The organism is Streptomyces sp. NPDC097981, from assembly GCF_040302565.1.
GTDB lineage: Bacteria > Actinomycetota > Actinomycetes > Streptomycetales > Streptomycetaceae > Streptomyces.
Genome location: NZ_JBEORW010000073.1, coordinates 1 through 22,983 on the forward strand (window position 1 = coordinate 1; position 22,983 = coordinate 22,983).

Below are 22,983 nucleotides of genomic sequence, written 5' to 3' on the forward strand. Positions count from 1 at the left end.
ATCAACGGCCCCCGGGCGGTGGTCGTCGCCGGGGACGAGGACGCGGCGGTCGCGGTCGCGGAGGCCTTCCCGGACCGCAAGTCCAAGCGGCTGACGGTCAGCCACGCGTTCCACTCGCCGCACATGGACGGCATGCTCGACGCCTTCCGCGAGGCCGTCGGCGGGCTTACCTTCGAGGCCCCGCGCATCCCGGTCGTCTCGAACCTCACCGGAGCGCTCGTCTCCGACGAGATGGGTTCGGCTGATTTCTGGGTCCGGCACGTTCGCGAGGCGGTGCGCTTCCTCGACGGTGTCCGCGCCCTGGAAGCCGCCGGCGTGACGACGTACGTCGAGCTCGGCCCCGCCGGCGTGCTGTCCGCGATGGCGCAGTCCTGCCTGACCGATGGCACCGGCCCGGTCGCCTTCGTTCCGGCCCTGCGCAAGGGCCGATCCGAGGCGGCGACCATCACCACCGCCCTCGCGGAGGTCCACGTACGCGGCATCGCCGTCGACTGGCACGCCTTCCACTCCGACACCGGCGCCGAGCACGTGGACCTGCCCACCTACGCCTTCCAGCGCGGGCACTACTGGCTCGATGCCGGAACCCTCGGCGGGGACGTGACCACAGTGGGCCTCAGGTCCGCAGATCACCCCCTGCTGGGCGCTTCGGTCTCTCTGGCGGACGCCGATGGGCTGCTCCTCACCGGGCGGCTTTCGTTGGCCACCCACCCCTGGCTCGGTGACCACCGGGTCATGGGGTCGGTCCTGCTGCCGGGTACGGCTTTCGTCGAGCTGGCTCTGCGGGCGGGTGAGCAGGTCGGTTGCGATCTGGTGGACGAGCTCACGCTCGCCGCTCCGCTGGTGCTTCCCGAGGAGGGGGGTGTCGAGCTCCAGATCTCCGTCGCGGCGCCCGACGCCTCGGGCCGCCGACCGGTCGTCTTCCACTCCCGCGACGATCGTGCGCCGGATGACGAGGCGTGGGTCAGGAACGCGACCGCGATCCTGGCCGAGGGGGCGGGCGACACCCCCGGCTTCGATCTCATCGAGTGGCCGCCGGCCGGGGCGGAGGCCGTTCCGGTGGAGGGTCTGTACGAGGGCCTCTCCGACTCTGGTTTCGGGTACGGGCCGGCCTTCCAGGGGCTGCGGGCCGCTTGGCGTCGGGGTGAGGACGTGTTCGCCGAGGTGAGCCTCGGCGGCGAGACCGAGCCGGGTGCGGAGCAGTTCACGATCCACCCGGCGCTGTTGGACGCGGTGTTGCATGCCATCGGCCTTGGCTCGCTGGTGGAGGACACCGGTCAGGGTCGGCTGCCGTTTTCCTGGTCGGGCGTGGCGGTGCATTCGGTCGGTGCCGACAGTGTGCGGGTGCGGCTCTCGCGGGCCGGCCGGGACGCGGTGCGGTTGGAGATCGCCGATGTCGAGGGTGCGCCCGTCGCGTCGGTGGACGGTCTGGCCCTGCGCGCGTTCTCGCCTGAGCAGCTCGGCCGGCAGGCCGGCGGCCACGGGGACTCCCTGTACCGCGTGGCCTGGTCCGAGGTGGCGTCCGGTGAGTCGTTCGGTGACTGGCTGATGCTGGGCGAGGGTTCGCAGGTGTTCGCGGATCTCGCCGGGCTGGCCGTGGCCGTGGCCGAGGGCGGTGAGATTCCGGCGGCGCTGGTGGTGCCGTGCGTCGAGTCGGCCGCCGAGGACGTCGCGGGCGCGGTCCACGCGCAGACGGGCCGGGTGCTGACGCTGGTCAAGGAGTGGCTGTCCGACGGGCGCTTCGCTGATGCGCGTCTGGTGTTCCTGACTCGGGGTGCGGTGGAGGCCGTACCGGGCGAGGGCGTGTCGGACCTGGCCCATGCCGGTGTGTGGGGTCTGGTGCGCTCGGCGCAGTCGGAGAACCCCGGCCGGATCGTCCTGGTCGACATCGACATCGACATCGACGCCGAGGGTGAGATCGAGGCCGGACTGTCGGCCGCGCTGGCTTCGGGCGAGTCCGAGCTGGCGGTACGGGGCGGCTCGCTGCTGGTGCCGAAGCTGGCCCGTGCGGCGGTCGCCGCAGACGCGGCCGTCGGGTGGCCCACTGAGGGCACGGTGCTCGTCACCGGCGCGAGTGGTTCGCTGGGCGGGCTGTTCGCGCGTCACCTGGTCGCTGAGCACGGTGTGCGGCGTCTGCTGCTGGTGAGCCGGCGTGGTGAGGCGGCCGAGGGTGCTGCGGAGCTGTCGGCTCAGCTCGCCGGTCTGGGTGCTGAGGTGTCGTGGGCGGCGTGTGATGTGGCCGACCGTGAGGCCCTGGCGGCCGTACTGGCCGGCATACCGGCTGAGTATCCGTTGACGGCGGTCGTGCACACGGCTGGTGTCCTGGATGACGGTGTGGTCGGTTCGCTGACGGCCGGGCGTCTGTCGGCGGTGCTGCGTCCGAAGGTGGATGCGGCGTGGAACCTGCACGAACTCACCCGGGACCTGGACCTTTCCGCGTTCGTGCTGTTCTCGTCGGCCGCCGGTGTCTTCGGTGGCGCGGGTCAGGCCAACTACGCGGCGGGCAACACCTTCCTGGACGCCCTGGCCGCCCACCGTCGGGCGCAGGGTCTGGCGGCTGCCTCCCTCGCCTGGGGTTTGTGGACCAGCGTCGGCGGCATGGGCGGTGACCTGGACGACGGTGACCGCGACCGCATGAACCGCGGCGGCGTGGGTGCCCTCACGCCGGAGACGGGTCTCGCCCTGTTCGACGCGGCCCTCAGCACGGACGACCCGCTGCTCGTGCCGGTGAAGCTGGACCTGGCGGCGCTGCGCGCCCAGGCCGGCAGTGGGATGCTCCCGCCGCTGCTGTCGGGCCTGGTCCGCATGCCCACCCGTCGCGCCACCGCCAGGGGCGGTACCTTCGCCCGGCAGCTGGCCGCGCTGGCGAAGGAGCAGCAGCCGGGTGCCGTGGTGGACCTCGTCCGTGGCCAGGTCGCCGCGGTCCTCGGCTTCGTCGGGCCTGAAGTGGTCGACCCGGCACGGTCGTTCAACGAGGTCGGGTTCGACTCGCTGACCGCCGTCGAACTCCGCAACCGCCTGGGCGCCGCGACCGGTGTACGGCTGCCCGCCACGCTGGTCTTCGACTACCCGACCCCCGCCGTCCTGTCGGAGTTCCTGTACGCCGAGCTGCTCGGCAGCCAGGCGGCGGCCACGGGCCCTGTCGCGGCGACGGCTCACGACGACGAGCCGATCGCGATCGTGGCGATGGCCTGCCGTTTCCCGGGCGGCGTGCGGTCTCCCGAGGACCTGTGGGGGCTCGTGCTGGAGGGCCGGGACGCGATCTCGGACATGCCCGACGACCGCGGCTGGGACCTGGAGTCGCTCTACGACCCGGACCCGGACGGCAAGGGCACCAGCTACAGCACCGCTGGTGGGTTCCTGCACGACGCCCACCACTTCGACCCGGTGTTCTTCGGGATCTCGCCGCGCGAGGCACTGGCCACGGACCCGCAGCAACGGCTCCTGCTGGAGACGTCGTGGGAGGCGTTCGAGCGCGCGGGCATCGACCCGGCCACCATGCGGGGCAGCCGTACGGGCGTCTTCGCGGGCGTCATGTACAACGACTACGGCACCCTGCTCCACCGGGCCCCCGAGGGACTTGAGGGCTACATGGGCACCTCCAGCTCGGGCAGCGTCGCCTCGGGCCGCGTCTCGTACACCTTCGGCCTCGAAGGCCCGGCCGTCACCGTCGACACAGCTTGCTCCTCCTCCCTCGTCACCCTGCACCTCGCTGCTCAGGCGCTGCGCAACGGAGAGTGCGACCTCGCGCTCGCCGGCGGTGTGACCGTCATGGCCACGCCCGGCACCTTCATCGCCTTCAGCCGTCAGCGCGGCCTCGCGACCGACGGCCGCTGCAAGCCGTTCGCCGCCGCGGCCGACGGCACGGCGTGGGGCGAGGGCGTCGGCATGCTGCTCGTCGAGCGGCTGTCGGACGCGCGGCGCAACGGGAATCCGGTGCTGGCCGTGGTCCGCGGCTCCGCGATCAACCAGGACGGCGCCAGCAACGGCCTCACGGCCCCGAACGGGCCCTCGCAGCAGCGCGTCATCCGGCAGGCCCTGGCCAATGCGGGCCTGTCCGCCGCCGATGTGGACGTCGTGGAGGCGCACGGCACGGGCACGACCCTGGGCGACCCGATCGAGGCACAGGCGCTGCTGGCCACGTACGGCCAGGACCGGCCGGCGGACCGGCCGCTGCTGCTCGGCTCGATCAAGTCCAACATGGGCCACACGCAGGCCGCCGCCGGTGTCGCGGGCATCATCAAGATGGTCCAGGCCATGCACCACGGTGTGCTGCCCCAGACCCTGCACGTCGACCAGCCCACCCCGCACGTCGACTGGGCCGACGGCGCCGTCACGCTGCTGACGGAGTCGGTGGAATGGCCGGAGACCGGTCGCCCGCGCCGTGCCGCCGTGTCGTCGTTCGGCATCAGCGGCACCAACGCCCACACCATCATCGAGCAGGCCCCGGACGAGGAGACTGAGACCGCCGCCTACGGCGACGCGGTGCCGGTGCTGCCGTACGTACTGTCCGCGAAGTCGGCGGACGCGCTGCGCGACCAGGCCTCCCGCCTGCTGGACCACCTGGAGGACGCGGCCGGGTTCAGGGCTGCCGACGTGGCCCACTCCCTGGCCACCACCCGCGCCGCCTTCGACCACCGTGCGGTGGTCGTGGCCGGCGACAGGGAGGAGCTGCTGCGCGGCCTGACCGCACTGCGGGACGAGGTCGCGGCGTCCGGCGTGGCACGCGGCATCGTGAGCACCGCGAAGACAGCGTTCGTCTTCCCCGGTCAGGGCTCGCAGTGGGTGGGCATGGCGGCAGGCCTGCTGGAGTCGTCCTCGGCGTTCGCCTGGCGGATGGACGAGTGTGCGAAGGCGCTGGAGCCGTTCACCGACTGGTCGTTGATTGATGTCCTGCGCGGTGTCGATGGTGCGCCTTCGCTCGACCGGGTGGATGTGGTGCAGCCGGCGCTGTTCGCGGTGATGGTGTCGCTGGCCGAGGTGTGGCGTTCGGCGGGTGTGCGGCCGGGTGCGGTGATCGGGCATTCGCAGGGTGAGATCGCGGCCGCGTGCGTGGCCGGGATCCTCTCCCTGGAAGACGCGGCCCGGGTTGTGGCTCTGCGGAGCCAGGCCATCGGCCGCGTGCTGGCCGGGCTGGGCGGGATGGTCTCCGTACCCCTGCCGGCCGCCGTGGTCCGTGAGCGCATCGCCCCCTGGGGCGAGGAGCGGATCTCGGTCGCCGCCGTCAACGGCCCCTCCTCGGTGGTCGTGTCCGGTGAGGGCCAGGCCCTGGACGAGCTGCTCGCCGCGTGCGAGGCCGACGGGATCCGTGCCAAGCGGATCGCCGTCGACTACGCCTCCCACTCCGCTCAGGTCGAGCTGCTGAGGGACGAGCTTGCTGAACTCCTCGCCCCGATCGTCCCGCGGGCCGCCGAAGTTCCCTTCCTGTCGACTGTCACCGGTGAGTGGGTCGAGGGCCCGGAGCTGGACGCCGGCTACTGGTTCCGCAACCTTCGCCAGACCGTCGAGCTGGAGCAGGCCACCCGCACCCTCCTCGACCAGGGCTTCGGCGTCTTCGTCGAGTCGAGCCCGCACCCGGTGCTGACCGTCGGCATGCAGGAGACCGCCGAGGACGCCGGCCGCGAAGCCGCCGTCCTGGGCTCCCTGCGACGCAACGAGGGCGGCCTGGAGCGCTTCTGGCTCTCCCTCGGCGAGGCCCATGTACGAGGTGTGACGGTCGACTGGGACGCCGTTTTCGCCGGTACCGGAGCCCAGCGCGTGGAGCTGCCCACCTACGCCTTCCAGCGCGACCGCTACTGGATCGAGGTCCCGGTCGCCCAGGTCGGCGATGTGGCCTCCGCCGGGCTCGGCTCGGCCGGGCATCCGCTGCTGGGTGCGGCCGTGGAACTGCCCGACTCGGAAGGGTTCCTGTTCACGGGGCGCCTGTCGCTCCAGAGCCACCCCTGGCTGGCCGATCACCGGGCGGCGGACACCGTCATGCTGCCCGGTACCGCCTTCGTGGAGCTCGCGCTGCACGCCGCCCAGCGGGCCGGCACCGACTTCGTCGAGGAGCTGACCCTTGAGGCGCCGCTGGTACTGCCCGAGCAGGGTGCGCTCCAGCTCCGCGTGTCGGTGGCAGCCCCCGACGAAGCGGGACGGCGCGTGCTGCACGTCCACTCACGCCCGGAGACCGGGATCGACGACGGCGGTCGGGGCCAGGAGGAGCCGTGGACGCGGCACGCGGGCGGTGTGCTCGGCGCGGGTGGCGCGGAGGCCGCGCCGCGGGTGTCGGGCCCCGAGGTCTGGCCTCCCGTAGGGGCCGAACAGCTCGACGTGGCTGATCTGTACGAGCAGTTCGCCGCCATCGGGTACGCGTACGGCCCGGCGTTCCGCAACCTGCGGGCCGCTTGGCGCAGCGGTGACGAACTGTTCGCCGAACTCTCGCTGTCCGAAGGCCCGCAGGCCGACGCCGCGCACTTCGGTGTGCACCCGGCGCTCCTCGACGCGGGGCTGCACGGCCTCGCGCTCGGTTCCTTCCTCGCCACAGTGGACGAGGAGGCGAGCGGGGGCGACCGGATCCGGCTGCCGTTCTCCTTCACCGGTGTCGGCCTGCACGCCGTCGGGGCGGGCGCGCTGCGCGTGCGGCTGGCTCCCGCAGGACCCGGAGCCGTGTCCCTCGCGGCCTTCGACGAGCAGGGCGAACCGGTCGTGTCGGTGGAGTGCCTGCTGCTGAGGGAGCTCGACCCGGCCCGGCTGCGGTCGGCCCGGCCCGCCTTCCACGAGTCGCTCTTCCGGCTGGAGTGGCCCGCACTGACCGGGACCCCCGCCGCCACGAGCGGACGCTGGGCCGTGGTCGGGACCGACACCCTGGGGCTGGAAGCGACGCTGCGGGACGCCGGCGTCACCGCCGACGTCTACGCGGACCTGGACGTGCTCGCGGGAGTGGTGGCCGCCGGCAAGCCGCGGCCGGACACCGTGCTCGTCTCGTACGCCGCGACCGACCCGGACGGTACGGCGGACATCACCGCCGACGTCGCCGGAGCCACCAGGCAGGCGGCGCATGACGCCCTGAACCTCGTCCAGACCTGGCTGGCCGACGAGGCCCTCGTCGGGGCCCGCCTGGCGGTCGTCACTCGTGGCGCGGTCGAGGTACGGCCGGGCGAGGGCGTGGCGGATCCGGCGCACGCGTCGGTGTGGGGACTGCTGCGCTCCGCGCAGTCGGAGAACCCCGGCCGGTTCTTGCTGCTCGACCTCGACGCGGAGGGGGCGGCGGAACCCGCCCCGCCGCTCACGGCCGCGCTGACGAGCGGGGAACCCCAGGTCGCGGTCCGCGACGGGTCCCTGCACGCCGCCCGGCTGGCGCGGGTCCCGGCGGCCCGCCCCGAGACGGACGACGCCGCCCAACAGGCCCCGGACCGCGCACCAGTCCCCGCGCTCGACCCGGACGGCACCGTCCTCATCACCGGCGGTACCGGAGTGCTCGGCAGCCTGCTCGCCCGGCACCTCGTGACCGAGCGGGGCGTACGCCACCTGCTGCTGACCAGCCGGCGCGGTCCCGCCGCCGCCGGCGCCGCGGAGCTGGTCGCGGAACTCGCCGCGCTGGGCGCGGAGGCGGCGGTCGTCGCCTGTGACGCGTCCGACCGGGAGGAGCTGGCCGCGCTGCTGGCAGGCATCGCGGCCGAGCACCCGCTCACCGCCGTCGTCCACACGGCGGGCCACCTCGACGACGGACTCGTACCGTCCCTGACCCCGGAGCGCATCGACGCGGTCATGCGGCCGAAGGCCGACGCGGCCCTCCACCTGCACGAGCTGACCCGTGACCTGGACCTCGCCGCGTTCGTCCTGTTCTCCTCGGCCGCCGGTACGCTCGGCAGCCCCGGGCAGGCCAACTACGCGGCGGCGAACGCCTTCCTCGACGCCCTGGCCCAGCGCCGACGCGCGGCGGGGCTGCCCGCGGTGTCGCTGGCCTGGGGGCTGTGGGAACAGCGCAGCGAGATGACCGGCGCCCTCACGGACGCCGACGTCCAGCGGATGGCGCGCGCCGGACTGGCCCCGCTCTCCTCCGAGGAGGGCCTGGCCCTCTTCGACACGGCGAGCGCCCTGACCGGGGCCGGAACCGTCTTCGTCGCCATGCGGCTGGACACCGCGCCGCTGCGGGCCCAGGCGGACGCCGGAGGCCTCCCGCCGCTCTTCCGCGGGCTGGTACGCGGGGGCCTGCGCAGGGCCGCCGCCCGCGGTGTCGCCGACGCGGCGGTGTCCGCCGCGGCGCGACGGCTCGCGGGCCTGTCGGCGCTGCCGGAGGAGGAGCAGGAACGGGTGCTGCTGGAGGTGGTGCGTGCCACGGCTGCCGCGGTGCTCGCCTATCCCTCGCCCGACGCGGTGGGGGAGTCCCAGGAGTTCCTTGAGCTCGGCCTGGACTCGCTGACCGCCGTCGAGCTGCGCAACCAGCTGAACGCGGCGACCGGCCTGCGGCTGCCGGCCACCCTGCTCTTCGACCACCCGACCCCGCTCCTCGTCGCCGCCCGGCTGCGCGCCGAGCTCGCCGGGGCCCCGGGCGGCCCGGCCGGGCCCGACGGTGCGGCCGGGCAGGACGGGGAGGAGGGCGCCGGAGTCTTCGGCGCCATGCTCCAGGAGGCGGGGACGCAGGGTGCGTCCGGTCAGTTCATGGAACTGCTCATGCAGGCGTCGCGGTTCCGGCCGTCGTTCGCCTCGTCGGCCGAGCTGCGCAAGGCGCCGAGCCTGGTGCGGCTCTCGCGCGGCGGGACGCGGCCCGGACTGGTCTGCTTCTCCTCGATCCTGTCGATCTCGGGTCCGCACCAGTACGCCCGGTTCGCCTCCGCGTTCCGCGGCCGGCGGGACGTCCACGCGATGGCCGCGCCGGGCTTCCTGCGCGGGGAGCAGCTGCCCTCGACGGCCGAGGCGGTGATCGAGGCGCAGGCCGAGGCCGTCCTGCGGCACGCGCAGGGAGAACCGTTCGTCCTGCTCGGGCACTCCTCGGGCGGCATGCTCGCCCACGCGGTGGCGGGTCGGCTGGAGAGCGCCGGGGTGTTCCCGGAGGCCGTGGTCCTCGTCGACATCTACTCGCACGACGACGACGCCATCATCGGCGTCCAGCCCGGGCTGTCTGTGGGGGTGGACGAGCGGCAGGGCAGCTACGTCCCGGTCGACGACAGCCGGCTGCTCGCGATGGGCGCCTACTTCCGGCTGTTCGGCGGCTGGAAGCCGGAAGCCGTGAAGGCGCCGACGCTGCTGGTCCGGGCCGAGGAGCAGTTCTTCGACTGGAAGCGCTCGACGAACGGCGACTGGCGTTCGTACTGGGACCTGGAGCACACGGCCGTGGACGTGGCAGGCAACCACTTCACCATGATGGAGCAGCACGCCACGACGACCGCGGGAGCCGTCGAGCAGTGGCTGGACGCCACTGTCTGAGGCAGGCCGGTCCGGTGACGTGAAAGGGGCCGGGCCCCATCCCTCAGGGGATGGGGCCCGGCCCGTGTTCGCTTCCTCAGGCGGTCACGGGCCCCGAGGTGGCGCGCCGGGCCCGGGTCGCCCGGGACCGCTCCAGCGCCTGCTCCCGCTCGCGTTCGCGGACCCGCTTCTTCGGCAGGCCCACGGGGACGACCTCGAAGTTCTGCTTGGTGACGTCCAGCCGGTGGAACAGGTTGTCGGGGCCGGTCACGTACAGCGTGCCGACACCGAGCCCCTTGAGGGACTCCACCATGGCCGGCCAGTGGATCGGCCGGTCGAAGGTGTCCAGCATCATCTCGCGCATCCCGGCGGCGTCCCGCACGACCGTGCCGTCGTGGTCGACGACCACCGGGAGGGCGGGGTCGGCCAGTTCGTACGCGCCGAAGACCTCCTCCTCGGCCTTCCGCCGCAGCGCCGAGAAGGCCGCCGCGTGCACGGGCGGCCGCATCGAGTACATGGAGTAGCCGCCCGCCGCGCTGATGCCGGCGTTCAGGGCGTCGAGCTCCTTCTCCCGTACGGAGAGCATGTGGAAACCCGCGTCGAGGCGGCCGGAGAGGTCGTACCAGGCGCCCCGGTCATCGAAGCCCGCGAGGATCTCGTCCAGGCGCTCCTGCGGGGTGCGGACGAAGCAGTGGGTGACCACGTCCTCGTACGCTCCGGAGAAGTACTCCTCCTCACAGCGGGCCAGTTCGGCGGTCAGCCGGACGACGTCGGGGAAGGAGAGCGACCCGGTGAAAGCGGCGGTCGCCTTCTGGCCGAAACTCGGCCCCGCGCAGACGGTGGGGGAGACGCCGAGGGCGTCCACGGCCCGGTCCGCCAGCGCCATGGAGTTCACCAGGAAGGCGATCTGGAAATCGACGGAATAGTCTTCCTCGGAGTCACGGAAACGGTCGAACACCGAATATCCGAGCGCTTCGTCGGCCTCCGCTAGCCGGGCCCTCGCATACGGGTCCAGCATCAGGAACTTGCCGACCTCGGCGAACGACGCGGGGCCCATGCCGGGGAATACGATGGCGGTCCCGGTCCGGGAATCGGAGGAGTCTGGCGTAGGCGCCGCGGCAATCGCATCGGAATGAGTCATGGTCCGTGAATACCTTTGCTTCCGTGATGGTGGAGATGGTGTGGAGGGTGCGGACGGATTTGGTGACGAGAAAAAGCCTCGCACCCGGCCGGGCGCGGGTGCGCCGGTCCGGGCACGAGGCCGGAGGAGAAGCGGACGAACAGGGTCAGTCCTGGGCCCTGCGGTGGAAGCCCTTGATGCCGATCGCGCCGAAGATCAGGATCGCCGCCGTCAGCGCCGGCAGGTCCACCCGCAGTGGGATCGAGCCGGGACCACCGGGCGGCAGCAGCAGGGCGCGGATCCCCTCGCTGACGTAGGTCAGCGGGTTGAAGGCGCACAGCACCTGGAACCAGCGGATGTCCGCCAGGCCGTGCCACGGGAACTGGGTGCAGCCCGTGAACATCAGCGGGGTCAGCGTCACCGCGAAGACGATGCTGATGTGCCGCGCCGGGGCCAGGGTGCCGATGGTCAGGCCCACCGTGCTGCCGGCCAGCGCGCCCATCAGCAGCACGCCCAGGGTGGCCGGGAACCGGTCCATCGGCCAGGACACGTGGTCCAGGACCATGAAGCCCATCGGGATCATCAGCAGCGAGGCGACGACGCCGCGCAGCATGCCGAAGACCAGCTTCTCGACCGCCACCAGGGTGGTGGGGATCGGGGCCAGCAGCCGGTCCTCGATCTCCTTGCTCCAGGAGAAGTCGATGATCAGCGGCAGCGCCGTGTTCTGCAGGCTCACCAGGAAGGCGTTGAGCGCCACCACACCGGGCAGCAGGACCGCTTGGAAGCTGCCGCCGGTGAAGCCGAGTTCGCCGAGGACCTTGCCGAAGACGAACAGGATGAAGAACGGTTCCACGAGGATCTGGGCGAGGAAGGTGCCCAGTTCGCGGCCAGTGACGAAGACGTCCCGCCACAGGATGAAGAAGAACGTACGGGTCACCGAGCGGACGCCGGCCGGAGCGGGCTTCAGCTCCTGGGGGAAGCCGGCGACCGGGTCGGGTGCGGTGGCGGTGCTCATCGCAGCTCCCGGCCGGTCAGCGCGATGAAGACGTCCTCCAGTGTCGCGGTGCCCACTTTGATGTCCTTGATGTCGCAGTTCGCCGCCGTCAGGGTGGTGATGGCGGCCGGAAGCACCGCACCGGACGGCGCGTCGCTGTAGAGGCGGAGCCGTACGGGCGCGTCCGCGGCCAGGTCCTCGGCGTCCGGCGCCGTGCCGTCCGCGGAGTCGACGGAGTCGTTGGAACCCTCCGGGCGGCCGGGCTCGATCCGTTCGACCCGCGTCACCGCCTCGATCTTCTCCAGCAGGCGGATTACCTCGACGGCGCCGGATTCCGCCGGCCGCACGGTGAGGGTGAGGGCGGTGCCGCTCAGGCTCTGCATGAGTGCCTGTGGGGTGTCCAGGGCGAGCAGCCGCCCGTGGTCCACGATCCCGACGCGGTCGCAGAGCCGGGCGGCCTCGTCCATGTCGTGGGTGGTGAGCACGGTGGTCACACCGCGCCCGCTCAGCTCGGCCACCCGCTCGTGGATGAACAGCCGCGCCTGGGGGTCGAGTCCGTTGGCCGGCTCGTCCAGGAAGAGCACGTCGGGCCGGTGCATCAGGGCCCGGGCGATCATCACGCGCTGGGCCTGGCCGCCGGAGAGCTGGTCGCCGCGGTCCTTGCCGCGGTCGCCGAGCCCCACCCACTCCAGGCACTCGTCGGCGAGCCGACGCCGTTCGGCCCGGCGCATGCCGTGGTAGCCGGCATGGAAGGTCAGGTTCTGCCGCAGTGTGAGCGACTGGTCGAGGTTGTTGCGCTGCGGGACGACGGCGAAGGCCCGGCGGGCCTGCGCGGGGTGGGCCACGACGTCGACGCCCTGTACGAAGGCGCGCCCCGCCGTGGGGGCCACGCGGGTGGTGAGGATGCCGATGGTCGTGGTCTTTCCGGCTCCGTTGGGACCCAGGAAGCCGAACACCTCACCCCGGCGCACCGAGAAACTCAAGCCGTCCACCGCCGGCCGGTCACGGTCCCGGTACTTCTTGACCAGTCCATCGACCACGACAGCGGAATCCACGGGTCGTTCAGATTTCATTTATGCCTGCGAATCAAGCGGGACGCGGAAACGGCGGTCCGGGGGGTCCGCGCGGGGAATATCGCGTAACCGGCCGCGCGTCGGGCGCCGACTGAATGGGACGCGGAAAAGATATGTGCACGCCATGTCTAACACACCGGACTCCTCCGTGGTCCGCCCGGCTCCGGGCCTAGGGGGAAGAGGAAAGGCATAGGGGGGGGTGTAGGGGTGACCACGTATTGCGGTCCCGGCAAATATCCTCATAGCATCGCCAGGTGACTGCGCCGGATCAGATCCGCTCGCCTCACCATTCCGCGAGGAGACCGTGAAAGCACTCGTCTTGTCGGGGGGATCCGGCACGCCTCTGCGCCCCCCGCCCACCACTTCCGCCGAGCAGCACCAGCACTCGGCCGACCAGTCCGTCCTCTTCCGCGCCATCGAGGGCATCGCCGACGCGGGCATCACCGATGTCGGCATCGTCCTCGGCGACACCGCCGACGAGGTCCGGGCGGCCGTCGGCGACGGCGCCCGCTTCGGCGTCAGCGTCACCTACCTCCCCCAGCACCGGCCGCCGGGCCTGGCCCACGCCGTGCGTACCGCGCGCCACTGGCTGGGGGACGACGACTTCGTGACGCACCCGGGGGACACCCTCGTCCCCGGCGGGATCGGCGAACAACTGGAGGAGTTCCGCATCCGCCGCCCGGCGGCGCAGGCCGTGCCCGGCCGGGCCGGGGTGTACTTCTTCACGGACGCCGTGCACCGGGCCGTCGAGGCCGTCCAGCCCTCCGCCCGCGGCGGGTTGGAGATCACCGACGTCCTGCGGTGGCTGGCCGGCCAGGGCCTGGAGGTCGTCTCCGGCACCGCCGGCGACCACGACGAGGCGCAGATCCCTTCATGAAGGCACTCCGCTCAGGAGGAGCCGGCCGTACACCCGACCTACGAGTCAGAGGCACCATCCGAGGCGGAGTCCCAGGGAGCATGACCCATGCGTACAACCGGTCCCCCGCCGAGGAGACCACCCCCGACGAGGTCGGCCTGATCCAGATCCGGCAGCCCGCGCTCCCGAGCAGCTACCGCATGATCTGCTTCCCGAGCTCACGCAACTCCCCGCTCTGCTACCTCGCCATGGCCGAGCTGTTGCTGCCCACCGTGGAACTGGTCATCGTGCAGTACCCCTCCCTGTCGGCCGAGGAGGAACTCGACCCCGCGGCGGTCGAGTTACTGGCGGACAAGGTCTTCGAGGCGGTACGGGGCTGGACCGACCGCCCGTTCGCCCTCTTCGGGCACCGCATGGGCGCCGATCTGGCCTACGCGGTGGGATGCAGGCTGGAGCGGGAGGCGTACGGTGCCCCGCTGACCTTGTTCGTCTCCGGGCGGACGAATCCCGGACACCGCGGCAGCCTCGGCCCGCCCGCCCTCAGCTGCCGGGTCGTCGCGCTGACGGCCCAGCACGATCCGCGCGCCGCGCTGGCCGGCGTCCGCGGCTGGCGGCGGTGCACGTCCGGCCGCTTCGACCTGGAGGTCTTCCCCGGCGCCCAGGGGTACCTGAAGTCGCATCGCCGGGAGGTGGTCAACATCGTGCACGACCAGCTGATCTCGCTCGGTGAACCGGACCCCGACTGAGGGGCCCCAAGGGGTCGTTCAGGGGTACCCGCTCCGCGGCCCGCTGCCTAGCGTGCGGGCGTGGAGACCCGTGCCCAGGGCGGCCCCACCGCACGAACCCAACGGGGCGGCACCGGCCGAATCCCCATCCCTTGTGAAGCTCGCGATTCCCGCGATCCACCCCTGAACGGGCCCCGAACCACCGCCGGCCCGGCGCACCGCACGCCGCCCGGCCGTGTCACGGCCCAGAGGAAGGACATTGTGCGACCGATGACCGCGAAGATATTTTCAGCCGACTCGGTACGGCCCGTCGACGAGTTCGAACAGGACGCCCTCCGGGTGGCCGAGGCGATCCGCGAACGCGGCGTCGGCCTCGGCGACCGGGTCATGCTCAAGGCCGGCAACTCGGCGAGCTACGTGTGCGTCCTGTACGCGCTCATGCACGTCGGCGCCTCGATCGTCCTCGTCGACCAGCAGGAACACGCGGAGGAGACCCGCCGGATCGCCCTCCGCACCGGCGTCAAGGTCACCTTCGTCGACGACGAGACCCCTGTCTACCCCGACGCCGACCCCATCCACCTGTACGAGCTCATGGTCGCCGTCGCAGACCACGAGCCCGCCGCCGCGGCCCTGTCCTTCGACGCCTGGGGTGAGCTTCCCGACGGCCTCATCATGTGGACCTCCGGCTCCACCGGGTCCCCCAAGGGCGTGGTGAAGTCAGGTGCCTCGTTCCTGCGCAACCTCCAGCGCAACGCCGACCAGGTCGGGCACCGGGCCGACGACGTCCTGATGCCGCTGCTGCCGTTCGCCCACCAGTACGGCCTGTCGATGGTGCTCATCGCCTGGCTCACCCGCTGCTCCCTGGTGATCGCCCCCTACCGCCGCCTCGACCGTGCCCTGCGCATGGCCCGCGACGCAGGGGTCACGGTCATCGACGCGACCCCGTCCAGCTACCGCAGCATTCTCAGCCTGGTCACCCGCAAGGCGGCGCTGCGCGCCCACCTGGCCGGCACCCGTATGTTCTGCGTCGGTGCGGCGCCCCTGGACGCACCGCTGGTGGAGCGGTACGTGGCCGAGTTCGGGCTGCCGCTGCTCGACAGCTACGGATCCACGGAACTCGGCAACATCTCCTTCGCCACCCTCGACAACCCGGTCGCGTGCGGCCGTGCCATGGAGGGCATCCGGCTGCGCATCGTCGACGAGGACGGCCGCGAACTGCCGGCGGGGGAGACGGGCGAGATCCAGGTCGACACCCCCGACGCCCTCGAAGGGCAGGTGGCCGACGACGGCGCCATTGTCCCGGCCCACGCCACCGGCTGGCAGGCCACCGGCGACCTCGGCCACCTCGACGCCGGCGGCAACCTGCACGTTCTGGGCCGGAAGTTCGCCGTGCACCGCATGGGCTACACGCTCTACCCCGAGCTCATCGAGCGGAAGGTGGCCGCCCAGGGCTGCCCCACGCGGATCGTGCCCCTGCCCGACGAACTGCGCGGCTCGCAGCTGGTCTTCTTCGTCGAGGACGAGGAGCTGCGGGACACTGCCCACTGGCGGGAGCGGCTGTGCGCCCTGCTGCCCGCCTTCGAACAGCCCAACAAGGTCGTGGTGCTGGAGCAGTTCCCGCTCAACCGCAACGGCAAGCCCGACAAGAAGGCACTGACGGCGCTCGCCGCCGACCAGGCCTGACCGGCCGTCCCGACGGCACGGCGAAAGGCGCCCCCGCCCTGCGGCGGGGGCGCCCACGCGCGTGGTGACCGTCAGTCCTCGTAGGGCAGTTCGACGGGCGCCAGCTCCTCGAAGAGGTCACCGGGGCCGGGATTGTCCGGGTGGGTCGCCCCGCCCAGGTGGTCCAGCACGCCCCACACCGCGTTCAGGGCCGTCGTGACGGCGCCCTCCGCGAAACCGGCGGTCCACGACACGTCGTCGCCGCACAGGAAGAAGCCCCGCTGCGCCTGCGGCAGCCCGCGCTGCATGAACTGCGTGAACAGCCGGCGCTGGTAGCGGTACTGACCCGGCAGGTTCGACTTGAACGCGCCCATGAAGTGCGGCTCGGTCTCCCACGTGATGGTCAGCGGCTCACCGACCACGTGCGAGCGGATGTCCAGCCCCGGATAGATGTCCGCGAGCTTCCCCAGCAGGACGTCCAGCCGCTCCCCGGCGCTGAGCGTCGCCATCTTCAGGGAGTCGTCGTTCCACGTGTACGACAGGCACATCACGCCCGGGCGGTCCGGGCCGTCATCGAACAGGTAGACGCCGCGCGGCATCCGGTCGGTGAGCGTCATGCTCATCACCGGCAGCCCGGTGTCAGGATCGACATCCCGCCAGAACGGCCGGTCCGTCAGCACGAACAGCTTGGACGAGCCCATGTAGTGGGTCCGCTCCACCGCCGTCCAGAGCGGCGCGCCCAGCAGCGCCGGATCGGTCTCCACGCGGTTCAGCAGCGTCCACACATGCGGCGTGTAGACCACGGCGGCGAACCGGTCCCGGCGCCCGTCGGCGTCGGTGACGGTGAACCCTGCGCCGTCGCGCCGCACGGAGCGGACCCCGGGCCGGGCCGCCCCGCCGTGCAGGGAGGCCAGCGAGGTACCCGCCGGCCAGTGCGCGCAGTCCCCCGGCCGGTGTTCCCACAGCCCGCGCGGCACCTGCTGGGAGCCGCCGAGGACGGCCACCTGGTGGTCGTCGGCCTCGGTGTAGACGACGCGCAGGATCTCCAGCAGCGAGTTGGGAAAATCGGTGTCCCAGCCGCCGGTGCCGAAGCCCACCTGCCCGAAGATCTCCCGGTGCCGGAAGGACCGGAATGCCGCACTGGTGGCGAGGAACCCGTAGAAGGACTGGTCGTCGAACTCCCGGACCAGCCGGTTCCAGACGTGCTTGAGCGTCTCCACGTCACGCCGCCGGACGGCGTCGCGCATCGTGGACAGCTCCGCCCGCTCCTGGAGCGCCTTCTCCCATGCCGCGGCCACCTCCTGGTAGACGTCCGGGAGTTGCTCCGTGGTGCGCGCGGTGTGGCGTACGCCGCCCAGGTCGATGACGGTGCTCGGGGTGTGCTCCGCCAGCGGGTTGGGGAAGGGGCGGGTACGCAGCCCCAGCAGGTCGATGTAGTGGAACAGCGCGCGGGCCGACACCGGGAAGCGCATCGCGCCCATCTCCGCCACACAGCCGGGCTGCCCCGGGAAGGGCACCGAGCGCATCCGGCCGCCCAGCTGGTCGGCCTCGTACACGACCGGGCGCAGGCCCAGCCGCATCAGCTCGTGGGCGGCGGTCAGTCCGGCCATCCCGCCGCCCACCACGGCCACGGGCGTGCCGGCGCGCCCGGGCGGCAGGGAGCCCAGGCCCGCCGGGTGGCGCAGCCAGCCGTCGTAGGAGAACGGGAAGTCCGGCACGAGCATGGTGGTCGGGGCCGGGCTTGCTGATGTCATCTGGAGTACCTCTCGGGCCGGTTCGACATCGCTTCCAGGGGAACCGGAGACGAGCCGGGCGCGGCCGGCGACGCGGCGACGCAGCGGGCCCGGAGGGCGGGGAGTGCCACGCGCCCCGGTACGCCGTGCACAGTCGGTCCGGTCCTCGCACGCTACGCAGCGGCGCCGGAGCCCGACAACCCCTACCGACCCGGGTGCCCCACCCCGCCCCCGGCGCCGTACGCGGTGGTGTGCCCGCCGGCCGACGCCGCCCGGCGGGCGGGCAAGGCGATCGCGGTGACGACCAGACCGCGTTCCGCGAGCCAGCGGCCGGTGAACTCCGTCACCGGCCGTCCGTCGGGGGCCGTCCCCGGGCGCAGAAGGCGTGCCCGGAACGCGCCGCGCCGCGGGCTCCCGGCCGGGAGGTGCTGGTCGGTACGGAAGGACAGGGCGGCGTCGTCGAAGTCCAGCTCGGTGCCCACCAGCGGGTACCAGGTCTTGTACACGGCCTCCTTGGCGCTGAACAGCAGCCGGTCCCGGCACAGCCGGGCCGCCCCGGTCACCGGGGTGCGGGCCCAGACGAGCTCCTGGGGGAGGGCGATCGACTCCAGGACTCCCCGGGGCAGCGGCAGGTCGGGCTCGGCGTCGATGCCGACCGCCATCAGATCGGTGTCGCGGGCGAGGACGGCGGCCCGGTAGCCGCCGGCGCAGTGGGTCATGCTGCCCACCACCCCGGCGGGCCACTGCGGCACGTTGCGCTTCCCGGGCAGGACGGGCGTCGGCGGCAGCCCGAGCGCCGCCAGCGCGCGGCGGGCGCAGCCGCGTACGGTGGTGAACTCCTCGCGCCGCTCATTCGGCGCCGCGGCGACCAGAACGGCCTCCTCGGGATGGAGCACCGCGGAGCCGTCCGGCCCGAAGGCCTCGCTCGTGCGCACCTCTTCGGGCAGCAGGGTCTCTATCACGTCCGGGGCTCTTCCTCCGTGTAGGGCAGGATCTGCCGCAGCAGGCCCTTGGGGTGACCGCGCCGTCGCCACTCGCGCGGGTAGCCGATCGACACCTCCTCGAACCGCACCCCGTCGTACCAGGTGGTCCGGGGGATGTGCAGGTGGCCGTAGACCACGGCGGCCGTACGGAACCTGCGGTGCCAGTCGGCGGTGAGAACGGTGCCGCACCACTGGGCGAACTCCGGGTGCCACAGCACGTCGGTGGGCTCCCGGACCAGCGGGAAGTGGTTGACCAGGACCAGCGGCACCGCCGGGTCGTGCGCCTCCAGCCGACGCAGGGTGAGCTCGACCCGGGCCCGGCACCAGGCGTCCCGGCCCGGGTGCGGGTCGGGGTGCAGGAGGTACTCGTCCGTGCAGACGACGCCGGCCTCGTGCGCCCGGGCCAGCGACTCCTCCTTGGTCGTGGTGCCCGCCACCCGGAACGTGTAGTCGTACAGCAGGAACAGCGGGGCGACGGCGACCGGGCCGCCGGGTCCCCGCCACACCGGCCAGGGGTCCTCGGGCGTGACCACGCCCAGCCCGCGGCACAGCTCCACCAGGTACCGGTAGCGCTGCTCGCCGCGGGACTGGACCGGGTCCTCGTACGGGGTCCACAGCTCGTGGTTGCCCGGAGCCCACACCACCTTGGCGAAGCGTCCGGCCAGCAGGCGCAGCGCCCACTCGATGTCCTCGGTCAGCTCGCCGACGTCGCCGGCGACGATCAGCCAGTCCTCCGGGTGGGTGGGTTTCAGGGACTCGGTGATGGGCCTGTTGTCGGCCATCCCGATGTGCAGGTCGCTCACCGCGAGCAACCGGGGACCGGCCGCCGAGGTGGCGGGCGCGGCTCCGGCGGCGGTGGGCGCGGGCTGGGCGGCGGGATCAGGCAGTATGCGCGACATCGATGTCCCAACTGACCGGCAGGTCTTGACGACGAGTGATATTGATCTTCCTGTAAACCCGCGTCAGATGCTGCTCCACGGTGCTGACCGTGATGAACAGCTTGGCGCCGATCTCCCGGTTCGTGTACCCGTGCGCGGCGAGCGCCGCCACCCGGCGCTCGGCGTCCGTCAGGATGGACGCCGCGGCCTGCTGCGGCCGCGCGGGGCCCGGCGCCGGTGCGGCCAAGGGCTGCGGCGGTGCGCTCTGCGAGGGCTGCTCGGCCTGGAGCTGGGACAGGTCCCGGGCCCCGCCCGCCTCGGCGATCCGCCCCGCCCGCCGGGTGCAGGTCTTGCCCTGCGCCGTGTCACCGAGCCGCTCGTACGCGGTTCCGAGGTCGGTCAGTGCCCGGGCCAGCTCGTACGAGTTACCCTCCTCCTGGAGCAGGGCCACGGCTCGGTCCAGCAGGGCGGGCCGTTCCGGCAGCGGCCGGGTACCCGCCAGGACGCGCAGGGCCAGGCCGCGCACCCGCGGTCCGGCGTCCTCGGCGAGCTGATCCCTCGCGAACCGCTCCGCCATATCGCGGTTGCCGAGGGCCAGCGAGGCCTCCGCGACCCCGACCCGCCAGGGCGCCAGGCCCGCCCGGTCCATTTTCCACTCGCGCATCAGCCGCCCGCAGGTCATGAAGTCCGTGAGCGCCGCCTGGTGCCGCCCTGTGGCGAGCTGGTGCCTGCCACGCGCGTAGACAAAGTGCAGGCCGTAGCGGGTCAGCAGCATCTGCTCGGGCACCGGGTGGTCCACCAGCGCCGCCGCCGCCTCGTGGTCGCCCATCGCGGTCCGCGCCTCGATGAGGGCGGACAGCGGCATGCCGATACCCACGCCCCAGCCGTGCGGCGGGAGTTGCTCCAGTGCCTCCTCGGCCAGCCGGAGCGCCTGTGCCGGCTCGCCGCGGCGCAGCGCCATGTGCGCGCGCATCGCCTGCATGACGGCGGTCCACCCGGGCGCGCCGCGCTCGGCGGCCTCCTCCAGCAGCCGGTCCGTCCACAGGATCGCCGCGCCCAGCCGCTCCGCGTACAGCAGGGCCAGCAGGCACGCCCGTACGGTGACGTGCGTCTCCTCCGTGAGGCGGGTCCCGGACAGGATCCGCTCGGCGTTCTCGGCGAGCCGCTCGTCCGCCGCGGCCCGGTCCCGTACGCCCGGGGCCGTGCCGTCGGCGGCCGCCGGGGCGCCGGTGCCCGCGCTCAGGACGCCGTGCAACGCCCCCATCGCGGCCAGGATGCCGTCCTCCGCGGCGCCCGCCGGATGCGCCGCGCCGTCCCAGGCCGGGACGAGCGCGCCGTCCAGCCGGTCCAGCAGCGTGGGGTACGTGGAGGCCAGCACCAGCCGTACGCTGCGCAGCTCCGTGGTCATCGCGGGATCGGGGGTCCCCGGCCAGCCCTCCAGAGCGTGCTGGATCGCCGTCGCCGCGTCGTCGATCCAGCCGTTCCACAGCAAGTCGTCGACCAGCCGCAGGGATTCCGTGACCGGGAGCGAACCCTCGTGCAACGCCGCGTTGAGCGGCCGCAGTTCGCGGGCCCAGGCGGAGGGGTTGACCCGCCATATGAACTTGGCCATGCTCGCCCGGAGCCGGATCCGCTCCCGCTGGTCTGAGGAGCACTCCTCGGCCAGCCGCAGGCAGCGCACCGCGAACCCGACGCGCTGGGAGGCCAGCGCCGTGTGCGCGGCGTCGCTCAGCACCCGAGGCACCCACTCCTCGTCGGGAACGCCCGGCCCGAGGCCCAGCAGGTGCGCGGCGACGACCATCGGCGCCGCCCCGGCCCCGTACAGCAGCCGCGCGGCGCGCCGGCGCAGCCGGGCCACGTCGTCGTCGTCCGGGCTCTCCAGCACCGCCGTCCGTACCGCGCCGTGCCAGAAGCGAGAGCCTCGGAGGATGCCCGCGTCACCGAGAGCGGCCACCACCTCCTCCACCGTCCGCTCCTCGGCCTCCACCAGCCGGGCCAGCAGCGGCAGCGGACCGGCGATGCCGAGCAGCGCGATGCCCTGGGCGACCCGCAGGCCGTCGGCGCCCGTCCGGTGGATGCAGATCAGCGCGTCCCGGAGGAACCGGTCGCCCGGCTGGAACGATCCGTCGGCCGCTTCCTCGCCCCGCCGCCGGGGGTCGTGGTCGTCCAGGAGGCTGCGCACGAGCAGCGGGTTGCCTCCGGTGGCCCCGTGCAGGGCTGCGGCCAGACGGGCGGTGAGCGCGGGGGCGCTCGCGTGGGCGGCCGAACGGTCCGTCTCCGCGGCCCGGTGGGCCAGCAGGGCCTCGACTCCCTGGACGCTGAGCGGGCGCAGCCGCAGGCGCGGCCCTTCGATCCGACGGAGCAGTTCCTCCAGGACCCGCGGCGGGGTCGCGCCCGCGTCGGGGCCCCGGGTGACCATCAGCGAGAGGCCCGCCCCCGCGGTGCGTGCGCGGCCCAGGGCGTACAACAGGCAGTGCAGGGACTGCGGATCGGCGTACTGCACGTCGTCGATCGCGATGAGGACGGGCCCGCGCGCCGCGAGGCCGGCGAGCCGGGCGTAGAACGCCATGAGCGTCTGGGTGGGGACGAGGTCCTCGGTGCCGGCCGGCCCGCGGAGCGGGAGGGGGCCCGCGGCGTCCGCGGTGTCGCGCAGCAGTTCCTCCACCACGCCGAAGGGGATGTCCTGTTCGGCGGCGGAGGTCACGGCGCTGAGGAGCCGGACGCCCGAGTCTGCCGTCCGCTCCAGCACGCGGTGCAGCAGAGCCGTCTTGCCCGAGGCGACCGGGCCGCTGATCACGGCGGTCCGGCCGGGCGTGGTGAGGTCGTCAGGAGCACCGGCGACTGTGATTCCGTACGTGGCTCCGTGTTCGGTTCCGTGGGACCGGGCGGCGCCGGTCACCCAGGAGGTCAGCTTGGCGATCTGTTCATCCCGCTCCACCAACATGGCTGTGGAAGCCTCCCCGATGAGATAAGAAACGTCGCATGTCGGTCTCATGGCATGACATGGCTATTCACTTCGAGTTACCGCGCGTAACAGGAAGGCGGTGTCCGAGGAGCGCCTGGAATTCAGGGCTCACCGTTGGTCAAACGGCAGGCCCGTACTTCCCGTTCGGCAGGTTGATTGAACTGTACCAACTTTAGTCCGGTCTCCCGCCTGCGCTCCTTTCCCGTGGCACGCGGAACCAAGCCGCGGCCGGTTCAACGAAATCCTCCACCTTCCGTTTCGTCACGATCGGAAACCTCAAGGAAACCTCAAATGCGTGCGGATTCGCCTGTTTCCGCTCTAGGGGTGGTCGCGCGGAGGATAGGGGTAGGAGGCGGTGGAGAAGCCGCGTCGGCCGCTCGTTTAATGGCGGGGGCGCGGCCCTTTGGAGGTCCGCGCGAACCGATGACGCCCGCTTCCGCGGGGCCGGGCTCGAGAGGGCACATGACGACGAACCTCACCGGGAAAGTGGCCGAGTTGAGCGAGCTCCGTGAGCTGGCGCGGCGTGGACCGAGTGACCGGGCGACCGAGGCGCAGCACGCCAAGGGCAAGCTGACCGCACGCGAGCGCATCGCGCTGCTGCTCGACGAGG

11 protein-coding genes are annotated in these 22,983 nt (G+C 72.6%); 4 read left to right on the forward strand and 7 right to left on the reverse strand.

Annotation, left to right across the window (positions count from 1 at the left end; translation table 11 throughout):
- A partial coding sequence (locus tag ABTY04_RS37410) for an SDR family NAD(P)-dependent oxidoreductase (RefSeq protein WP_502996800.1) occupies window positions 1-9,405 on the forward strand: 9,405 nt, incomplete at its 5' end.
- A 76-nt stretch (window positions 9,406-9,481) separates the two neighbouring features.
- Here ABTY04_RS37410 and ABTY04_RS37415 read toward each other — a convergent pair.
- The 3 genes from ABTY04_RS37415 to ABTY04_RS37425 form a co-directional block, all read right to left on the reverse strand.
- The gene (locus tag ABTY04_RS37415; RefSeq protein WP_352217898.1) at window positions 9,482-10,441 is read right to left on the reverse strand and encodes an ACP S-malonyltransferase; all 960 of its coding nucleotides are present in this window, start codon (window positions 10,439-10,441) and stop codon (window positions 9,482-9,484) included.
- Window positions 10,442-10,670: 229 nt separating this feature from the next.
- Window positions 10,671-11,519, reverse strand: coding sequence for an ABC transporter permease (locus ABTY04_RS37420; RefSeq protein ID WP_352217899.1), 849 nt, complete (start codon window positions 11,517-11,519; stop codon window positions 10,671-10,673).
- Entirely contained in the window at window positions 11,516-12,538 is a 1,023-nt protein-coding gene (locus ABTY04_RS37425; RefSeq protein ID WP_352217900.1) for an ABC transporter ATP-binding protein, read from the reverse strand. The genes ABTY04_RS37420 and ABTY04_RS37425 overlap by 4 nt, the downstream gene beginning before the upstream one ends.
- Window positions 12,539-12,875: 337 nt before the next feature.
- Here ABTY04_RS37425 and ABTY04_RS37430 point away from each other — a divergent pair, with 337 nt between their 5' ends.
- From ABTY04_RS37430 to ABTY04_RS37440, 3 genes are all read left to right on the forward strand, one after another.
- A complete protein-coding gene (locus tag ABTY04_RS37430; RefSeq protein ID WP_352217901.1) occupies window positions 12,876-13,448 on the forward strand; it encodes a sugar phosphate nucleotidyltransferase in 573 nt (190 codons plus the stop codon).
- 80 nt (window positions 13,449-13,528) lie between these two features.
- Window positions 13,529-14,173, forward strand: coding sequence for a thioesterase II family protein (locus tag ABTY04_RS37435; protein WP_352217902.1), 645 nt, complete (start codon window positions 13,529-13,531; stop codon window positions 14,171-14,173).
- Window positions 14,174-14,422: 249 nt separating this feature from the next.
- The gene (locus ABTY04_RS37440) at window positions 14,423-15,835 is read left to right on the forward strand and encodes a class I adenylate-forming enzyme family protein (RefSeq protein WP_352217903.1); all 1,413 of its coding nucleotides are present in this window, start codon (window positions 14,423-14,425) and stop codon (window positions 15,833-15,835) included.
- A gap of 71 nt (window positions 15,836-15,906) precedes the next feature.
- Here the strand turns inward: ABTY04_RS37440 and ABTY04_RS37445 are convergent, their stop codons facing one another.
- The 4 genes from ABTY04_RS37445 to ABTY04_RS37460 form a co-directional block, all read right to left on the reverse strand.
- Entirely contained in the window at window positions 15,907-17,568 is a 1,662-nt protein-coding gene (locus tag ABTY04_RS37445) for a flavin monoamine oxidase family protein (protein WP_352217904.1), read from the reverse strand.
- A 182-nt stretch (window positions 17,569-17,750) separates the two neighbouring features.
- Window positions 17,751-18,509 carry a 4'-phosphopantetheinyl transferase family protein gene (locus ABTY04_RS37450; RefSeq protein ID WP_352217905.1) on the reverse strand — a complete coding sequence of 253 codons (759 nt, stop codon included), beginning with the start codon at window positions 18,507-18,509 and terminating at the stop codon, window positions 17,751-17,753.
- On the reverse strand, window positions 18,506-19,429 hold the full coding sequence (locus ABTY04_RS37455) for a metallophosphoesterase family protein (protein WP_352217906.1): 924 nt from the start codon (window positions 19,427-19,429) through the stop codon (window positions 18,506-18,508). The genes ABTY04_RS37450 and ABTY04_RS37455 overlap by 4 nt, the downstream gene beginning before the upstream one ends.
- On the reverse strand, window positions 19,410-22,346 hold the full coding sequence (locus ABTY04_RS37460; RefSeq protein WP_352217907.1) for a helix-turn-helix transcriptional regulator: 2,937 nt from the start codon (window positions 22,344-22,346) through the stop codon (window positions 19,410-19,412). Before ABTY04_RS37460 ends, ABTY04_RS37455 begins: the two co-directional genes overlap by 20 nt.
- Window positions 22,347-22,983: the final 637 nt, after the last annotated feature.

Bases quoted from the DNA above. Each gene is read 5' to 3' on its own strand.
- ABTY04_RS37420 (WP_352217899.1), bottom strand. From the start codon at position 11,519: ATGAGCACCGCCACCGCACCCGACCCGGTCGCCGGCTTCCCCCAGGAG.
- ABTY04_RS37440 (WP_352217903.1), top strand. From the start codon at position 14,423: ATGACCGCGAAGATATTTTCAGCCGACTCGGTACGGCCCGTCGACGAG.
- ABTY04_RS37415 (WP_352217898.1), bottom strand. From the start codon at position 10,441: ATGGGCCCCGCGTCGTTCGCCGAGGTCGGCAAGTTCCTGATGCTGGAC.
- ABTY04_RS37445 (WP_352217904.1), bottom strand. From the start codon at position 17,568: ATGACATCAGCAAGCCCGGCCCCGACCACCATGCTCGTGCCGGACTTC.
- ABTY04_RS37455 (WP_352217906.1), bottom strand. From the start codon at position 19,429: ATGTCGCGCATACTGCCTGATCCCGCCGCCCAGCCCGCGCCCACCGCC.
- ABTY04_RS37435 (WP_352217902.1), top strand. From the start codon at position 13,529: ATGACCCATGCGTACAACCGGTCCCCCGCCGAGGAGACCACCCCCGAC.